Origin of the sequence: Streptococcus sp. 121 (genome assembly GCF_016458205.1) — a bacterium.
Classification (GTDB): Bacteria; Bacillota; Bacilli; order Lactobacillales; family Streptococcaceae; genus Streptococcus.
Genome location: NZ_JAEMED010000052.1, coordinates 5,564 through 12,531, shown reverse-complemented (window position 1 = coordinate 12,531; position 6,968 = coordinate 5,564). Strand labels below are relative to the sequence as shown.

Genomic DNA, 6,968 nt, shown 5'->3' with positions numbered 1-6,968 from the left:
AGAGCCAATTTTTCTGCATCAATTTTATCTGTTTTTCGAACACGTAAACCGTCCATCTGTTTCTTTGATTCGAGTGGATTCAAACGAACGTAGGAATAATGATTCTCTTCAAGAAAAGCTTGAAGACGACGTGAATAAACTCCTGTAGCTTCGAAGATAATCTCAGGTGAAGAGACAGTTTTCAAATCTTCTAATAATCTTGAGAAACCAATTGCATCATTAGTGATTCTATAGCTCATTGTTCTATTTGTATCTACGAAAACCGCGACTTCTGAACTCGCCTTACTGACATCAATGCCAAAAACAACTCTCATGATATTACCTCACTTTGTCTTGAATGATCCTTGTCTTAGTGATTTCATTTTCAATACACGACGTTCAACGTCCAACATACTTTGAAAAAATTCTAACTAAAACAGGTGTCTTGCCAGTTTGAGCTACGGCATTAAATGCCAAAATCTAGTACGACTTAACAAGACACTACTACTTTAACATAAAGAAAAGTAGTGAGAAAATCTTCCGTCGAAGGTTTCCTCACTACTAATCTTAGTATGTTTGAGCTGTCTCCGACTCGCTGCTTTGTACTAAAAGCAAACTAAAACTCCAAGCAGGCTTCGCCTGCTAACTCATGACGGAAAATTAGTTCAGGTATATAATAAAGATGAGCAATACAAATCCGTAAGTTTATTAGGGCTTTGCCGAGCCTGTAACTAAAACTGGATGAATAAGAGTCATGAGATAACTCGAATACGCCTTGAGCGTGAAAATAAAATTACAAAACAGCCTCTTATTCGATTGTTCAAATAATAGAAAATGAAAAGTGTGCTCTCCAAAGAAAGAAATCTGGAACGCCAAAAGGATCAACTGACGGAAATTCCCCTGAACGAAGAGGCGATTGAAATCTTCTTTTCAAATATCCAGCCCCTTCCAAAATCCAAACTCTCCTTGATCTAAAACAGGATCAGCTGCAACAAGGGGGGCGAACGTTAATCAACAATATCAACTTACAGATTCGAGGCCAAGAAAAGATTGGCTTAATCGGTGCTAACGGGGTTGGCAAAAGTACCTTGCTAAGCCTCATCTACCTTAAACTGCAAAAGCAATCGGATCTGCTTTTAGGCTATATGCCTCAAGATTATAGTCGCTTCCTTGATCCGGAAAGCAGCCCGCTTGAATTCCTCCAAACTCAGCAAGCAGGACAGGCCCAGACCTACCTTGCCAATCTCCAGTTTAGTCGTGATGAAGTGCATCAAGCCATCAAACATTTATAGTCTTTTAGTTTGATTTTAGTACAAGGCAGCGAGTCGTAGACAGTACTGAAGTACGGCAAGACGAGCTAACACAGTAATAAAAGATAAACTAAAAGAGTATATCAGGCGGTCAACAGGCAAAGCTCTTGCTAGCTAAGATGGTCTTAGAAGAAGTAAATTTCCTCATCCTTGACGAACCCAGCCGGAACTTCTCCCCAACCTCTCAACCGGAAGTTTGCCAGCTCTTTCAACAAAATCCCGGAGGACTTATTTGCGTTTCCCACGACCGCCGCTTCCTCTCTCAAGTTTGCGACAAGCTCTATCAAGTGACCCCTCAAGGGCTCGAAGATATTCCTTTTAGCTTTCTTTAACCTTTCCTTCAGTTTGCTTTAAGTCTGACTGGTTATTCTATTTTCAGAAAAAAAATTGAAAGGGAATACCCATGGGAACCAAGATTATTCAGAAGCAATTCAAAAGGATTGAAACCAAATACATTATTGAGAAAGATATGCTACCACAGTTGCTGGAAGACTTAGGGGATTACATTGAAGCGGACGCCTACGCAACTTCTACCATCACCAACATCTACTTTGATACTGAAAACTTTGACCTGATCCAAGATTCCATCGCCAAAAGAAATGCGCGTGAAAAAGTTCGCATGCGTCTGTACGACTCAGAACCCAAAGCCAACAGCAAAGCCTTTCTAGAAGTCAAAAAGAAAATCGATAGCGTTGGCTACAAAAATCGACTAACATCCAACGCCAATGCCATTACAAGCTATGTGACTACAGGGATGTCCCTGATTGACGGCTTCCAAGATTCTCTCATTGACGATCAAGTCCAGTCCGACTTAACTACCATCCGCAAACGCCACGGTCACATCCATCCCAAAATGTACATCTACTATGACCGCATGTCTTTCCGTGGCAAAAACGGAGCGGACATCCGCATCACCATTGACCAAAATCTCCTTTACCGAGATTGGGACATTTCCCTATCCGCTGGTAAATTCGGAAACGATTTGCTAGACCCTTCAAAGATCATCATGGAAGTGAAAGTTCCCGGTGAATGCCCAGAATGGTTGCTTCAATGCTTGGAAAAATACGGGATTGTACAGGAATCCTTTTCCAAATACGGAACCGCCTATCGTCTGGCTAACAATCTAACGAAGGAGGAAGTCAGTCTTGCAAGAAACACTATTTAATAGCGTCTTTACCTCCTCAACCGGAGTTGTAAATGTCGATATCTTCTCCCTTAGCTCCAGTCTGTTGGTCAGTCTAATCCTTGGAATCATCTTAGCTGCAGCCTACAAGTACCGCACCTTCTACACCAAGGAATTTGTAATGACCCTGACCTTACTCCCAACTTTGATTGCTATGATTATTTTCATGGTCAATGGAAATCTAGGAGCTGGGGTTGCGGTTGCCGGTACCTTTAGCCTGATACGCTTCCGTTCTGCTGCTGCAAGCTCCAAGGAGCTCCTCCTTATTTTTACGGCAACTGCAATTGGACTAGCGACTGGAATGGGCTACCTACTCCTAGCTCTCTGTTTTACGATTTTAATCTGCGCAGTTCTCTTTGCTTTGGAGAATTCAGCTTTTACCAAGGTTAGTCGGAGTAAACGATTCCTGCAAATTACTCTCCCCCGTAGCTACGATTATAGGGACCTTTTTGAAAAAAACTTCACCCAGCATCACAGCACTAGTCAATTAATTTCCCTAAAATCTCAAAAAAAGGGAGAGCTAATCATTCTCGAATACGATGTGGAATTCGACGACAATATCCAGGACAAGGAAATCATGGATACCCTATCGGCCTTAGACCCAGCCGTTGAAGTAACCATCACCAAAACTGCACAAAAACGAAAAACACTCTAAAAGAGCTTGGGCCAGGCCCAAGCTCTTTAATTATATTTCGCTAATCCATAACAGCCAATGACACGGCCATCTTCATTTCGTTTTTTATTGCCTATCATATAGATGTCACCATTATAGCCAAATTCCGCCAGTTGCTCTGCAACGATGCGACTGACGACAATTCCATCACAGGATTCCTTTATTTTTTTCAGCAAGCTAAGCGGAACATTTAGATGATACTCCATTTTTATAATTTCAACACCATTATATTCACCAATCGTATTGCGATAAGTACCACATCTTAAGGGAGAAAACACCTCACTTTCCTCTAGGGTATAAACATATTCATCTATGGATCCATTCCATAAGTGAATGGGATGGCCTGTTAAATTTTCTAAGCGCATTCCAGTCACCTCCTTGTTTCTATTTGCAATTTTGCTATTTAAAATATATTTTTTCTATAGATTAACTATATCAAAATACTAGTGAGATTCCAAGGATTTAGACGCTTATATACTCTTTTAATTTATCTTTTATTACTGTGTTAGCTCGTCTTGCCGTACTTCATTGAAACTTTCTTCAAAAGTTTTATCAGCAAGCTCAAAATCTTCCTCAAGACTTTGAGCTGTCTGCGACTCGCGGCCTTGTACTAAAAGCAAACTAAAAGACTATAATCATTACATTTCCCAATCTGAGTGTGTTCATCCTCTTCCCGAACTTTCGGATTGCTGGCAAGCGATGCTTGCTTCATTACCTATAAACTTTCAGATTTCGAACTCTTTCGAGTATAAAAGAAATCCACTCGTTTTTTCAACCAGTGGATTCCTCTTTTATTCTTCTTCGGGATAAGTCAATCCCCATTCTTGACGGAGCTGGGTCATCAAGGACATAACATCACGGGTATAGGCCAAGTGCATCTTATTCTCCTGACCGAGCACTGCCTTTTCCATGTCGGCCACTTCATAGGCCAAAGCACTTTGTGTCTCTCCAAGCTCAATAACTTCCTGGCGATTATCGTCAGTGTAGGTGATTACCGCCTTTTGCCCACGCGGATACTCATAGAGCTCAATATAGCCCTTATCATAAGCCAACATCCCTCGTTTGGGTTGCTTGGCGTGTAGACTGAGTGCGACCGTTGCCATTTCGCCTTCTGGATTTGTTAACAAAATCCCAACTTGTTCATCTACACCGGTAGGGGCCAGCTTGACTTGAGAAAGCAGTTGATCCGGTTGGGAGCTCATAAAGAAGCGAACGAATGAAAGCGCATATACTCCTATGTCCAAAAGAGCTCCACCAGCCAGCGAGCGGTTAAAGAATCGGTTCGTCATGTCATAGTCTTTATAAGATCCAAAATTCATCTGGATCATCTTCAGAGGTCCAAGCTCACCACTATCCACACGACGACGTAACTCCCCATAAATGGGCATGTGGTAAATGGTCATGGCTTCCGCCAAGATGACCTGATTCTCCTCCGCCAACTGGATTGCTTCTTCCAGCTCCTGACTATTGAGGGTAATAGACTTCTCACACAAGACGTGCTTACCCGCCGTCAAAGCCTTTCTCAAGTACTGAATGTGCGTATTATGTGGTGTAGAAATATAGATGATATCTACCTCGGGATCCTCAAAGACCTGATCAATCTCCTCATAAACCTTCTCAATCCCATACTTCTCAGCAAACGCAACTCCTTTATCATAGGTCCGATTGGCCACTGAATAAAGCTTTCTCCCACTTGTCTCAAGAGCTTGAGCCAATTCATTTGCAATCACACCTGTCCCCAAAGTTGCCCATTTTAAATCCTGTTTATGCATCTTGAATTCCTCCTCGTTCTTCCCAGTCTATCAAATCCCCTATCATCTGTCAAAAATCAAAAAAGACTTCCCAGCCAGTTCTAACACTAGCAAAGGAAGTCTTTTTGTCACTTCAATTAAGGAAGACTAAGCTATCTTGATTAGTCTTCTTCACGACGACGTCTTGCTTTAAGACCGATCGTACTTAGAAGCATTCCGACACCAAGAGCTACAGCACCTGCATTCGATTCCTCACCTGTATTTGGAAGGGTTTCTTGATCTGTAGATTGAGTGCTCATTTGAGTCTTAGACTCTTTCATTTCAGGTTTTTGACCTGGAACTGGAACTTGAGGCTTCACTTCTGGTTTCACCTCAGGTTGTACAGGTTTCTCAGGTTTAGATGGAGTAACTGGTTTGCTTGGGGTTACAACCTTGATTGTTACTTCAACCTTATCTTGAGATCCATCTGGGTAAGTAACAACTACTGTGACTTTCTTATCACCTGGAGTTGTTGTATCGACTGGTTTTTCAAACTCAACCTTCGTTCCTGCTGGAAGCTCTGGCAAGTTGGAAATAGACTTGTTAGGATCTGGTTGTTCTCCTACATTCACAGATTGGTCTTGTGGAACTGGAGTGTTCTTATCTGCGTCTGTACGTGGGTCTACAACTTTAACCGTTACTTCAACCTTGTCTTGAGACCCATCTGGGTAGGTTACAACTACTGTGACTTTCTTATCACCTGGAGTTGTTGTATCGACTGGTTTCTCAAACTCGACTTTCGTTCCTTTTGGAAGGTCTGGCAAGTTTGAGATAGACTTGTTAGGATCTGGTTGTTCTCCCACATTCACAGATTGGTCTTGAACTTTCGGCTCGTTCTTATCTGCGTCTGTACGTGGGTCCACAACTTTAACCGTTACTTCAACTTTGTCTTGAGATCCATCTGGGTAGGTTACGACAACTGTGACTTTCTTATCACCTGGGGTTGTTGTATCTACAGGTTTCTCAAACGCTACTTTAGTACCTTCTGGAAGGTCTTCAAGGTTAGAAATAGAGTCGCCTGGGTTTGGTTGCTCACCTACGTTGACAGTTAGATCTTGAACTTTCGGCTCGTTCTTATCTGCGTCTGTACGTGTATCTACAATTGTTACCGGTACTTCCACAACTTCCTTGCTGCCATCTGGATAAGTGATTTCTACCTTACCTGTGTAATTTCCAGGTTTGTTTGTATCAATCGCACCCTCTGGAGTCACATCTTTAACTGTTACTTCAACTGGCTTACCTGACTCATCAGTAATTGGTTTAACATTATCTGTTAAGTCTACTTTGCCACCTTTTGCTACAGTTTCTGGAGTTGTTTCTGGTGTGTACTTATCTGCATCTGTACGTGAATCTACAATTGTTACCGGTACATCCACAATTTCTTTGCTGCCATCTGGATAAGTGATCTCTACCTTACCTGTGTAATTTCCAGGTTTGTTTGTATCAATCGCACCCTCTGGAGTTACATCTTTAACGACAACATTTACTGGGTTTCCATTCTCATCTGTGATTGGATCAACGTTATCTGTTAAATCAACTGTGCCACCTTTTGCTACTTCTTCAGGTTTCGCTGTTGGTTCGTACTTGTCTGCGTCTGTCTTAGCTGGAGTGTTCTCTACAACTTTTACAGGCACATCAATAGTTTCTGTACTTCCATCTGGATATGTAATCTCTACCTTACCTGTGTAGTCACCTGGGGTATTTGTATCAATCACACCTTCTGGAGTTACATCTTTAACGACAACATTTACTGGATTTCCATTCTCATCTGTGATTGGATCAACGTTATCTGTTAAATCAACTGTGCCACCTTTTGCTACTTCTTCAGGTTTCGCTGTTGGTTCGTACTTGTCTGCGTCTGTCTTAGCTGGAGTGTTCTCTACAACTTTTACAGGCACATCAATAGTTTCTGTACTTCCATCTGGATATGTAATCTCTACCTTACCTGTGTAGTCACCTGGGGTATTTGTATCGATCGCACCTTCTGGAGTTACATCTTTAACGACAACATTTACTGGATTTCCATTCTCATC

General features: G+C 41.9%; 7 protein-coding genes and 2 pseudogenes. 5 read left to right on the top strand and 4 right to left on the bottom strand.

All coding sequences use genetic code 11. The annotated features are described in order from the left end of the window. Window positions 1-314 (bottom strand): IS110 family transposase (locus JEQ21_RS08940; RefSeq protein WP_199365160.1); only part of this gene is annotated, 314 nt, incomplete at its 3' end. A 618-nt stretch (window positions 315-932) separates the two neighbouring features. Between JEQ21_RS08940 and JEQ21_RS10325 the strand changes: the two are divergent. The 5 genes and pseudogenes from JEQ21_RS10325 to JEQ21_RS08920 form a co-directional block, all read left to right on the top strand. Next, window positions 933-1,109 (top strand): annotated as a pseudogene (locus JEQ21_RS10325) (ATP-binding cassette domain-containing protein); the annotation flags it as partial. Window positions 1,110-1,124: 15 nt separating this feature from the next. Then, a complete protein-coding gene (locus JEQ21_RS10320) occupies window positions 1,125-1,271 on the top strand; it encodes a hypothetical protein (RefSeq protein WP_442805124.1) in 147 nt (48 codons plus the stop codon). A gap of 92 nt (window positions 1,272-1,363) precedes the next feature. Beyond that, window positions 1,364-1,621 (top strand): annotated as a pseudogene (locus JEQ21_RS08930) (ATP-binding cassette domain-containing protein); the annotation flags it as partial. Window positions 1,622-1,692: 71 nt separating this feature from the next. Beyond that, entirely contained in the window at window positions 1,693-2,454 is a 762-nt protein-coding gene (locus JEQ21_RS08925) for a polyphosphate polymerase domain-containing protein (RefSeq protein WP_199365156.1), read from the top strand. Continuing rightward, a complete protein-coding gene (locus JEQ21_RS08920) occupies window positions 2,435-3,127 on the top strand; it encodes a DUF4956 domain-containing protein (RefSeq protein WP_199365154.1) in 693 nt (230 codons plus the stop codon). The genes JEQ21_RS08925 and JEQ21_RS08920 overlap by 20 nt, the downstream gene beginning before the upstream one ends. A gap of 26 nt (window positions 3,128-3,153) precedes the next feature. On the opposite strand, the gene JEQ21_RS08915 is transcribed toward JEQ21_RS08920, so the two are convergent. The 3 genes from JEQ21_RS08915 to JEQ21_RS08905 form a co-directional block, all read right to left on the bottom strand. Further along, window positions 3,154-3,510 carry a hypothetical protein gene (locus tag JEQ21_RS08915; RefSeq protein WP_196967677.1) on the bottom strand — a complete coding sequence of 119 codons (357 nt, stop codon included), beginning with the start codon at window positions 3,508-3,510 and terminating at the stop codon, window positions 3,154-3,156. Window positions 3,511-3,936: 426 nt separating this feature from the next. After that, complete coding sequence (locus JEQ21_RS08910; RefSeq protein WP_199365152.1) at window positions 3,937-4,917, bottom strand: Gfo/Idh/MocA family protein; 981 nt, start codon at window positions 4,915-4,917, stop codon at window positions 3,937-3,939. Between the two features lie 140 nt (window positions 4,918-5,057). Further along, a partial coding sequence (locus JEQ21_RS08905) for a Rib/alpha-like domain-containing protein (protein ID WP_199365150.1) occupies window positions 5,058-6,968 on the bottom strand: 1,911 nt, incomplete at its 5' end.

Coding starts and splice junctions, on each gene's coding strand:
- JEQ21_RS08915 (WP_196967677.1), bottom strand. CDS start 3,510: ATGCGCTTAGAAAATTTAACAGGCCATCCCATTCACTTATGGAATGGA.
- JEQ21_RS08910 (WP_199365152.1), bottom strand. CDS start 4,917: ATGCATAAACAGGATTTAAAATGGGCAACTTTGGGGACAGGTGTGATT.
- JEQ21_RS08925 (WP_199365156.1), top strand. CDS start 1,693: ATGGGAACCAAGATTATTCAGAAGCAATTCAAAAGGATTGAAACCAAA.
- JEQ21_RS10320 (WP_442805124.1), top strand. CDS start 1,125: ATGCCTCAAGATTATAGTCGCTTCCTTGATCCGGAAAGCAGCCCGCTT.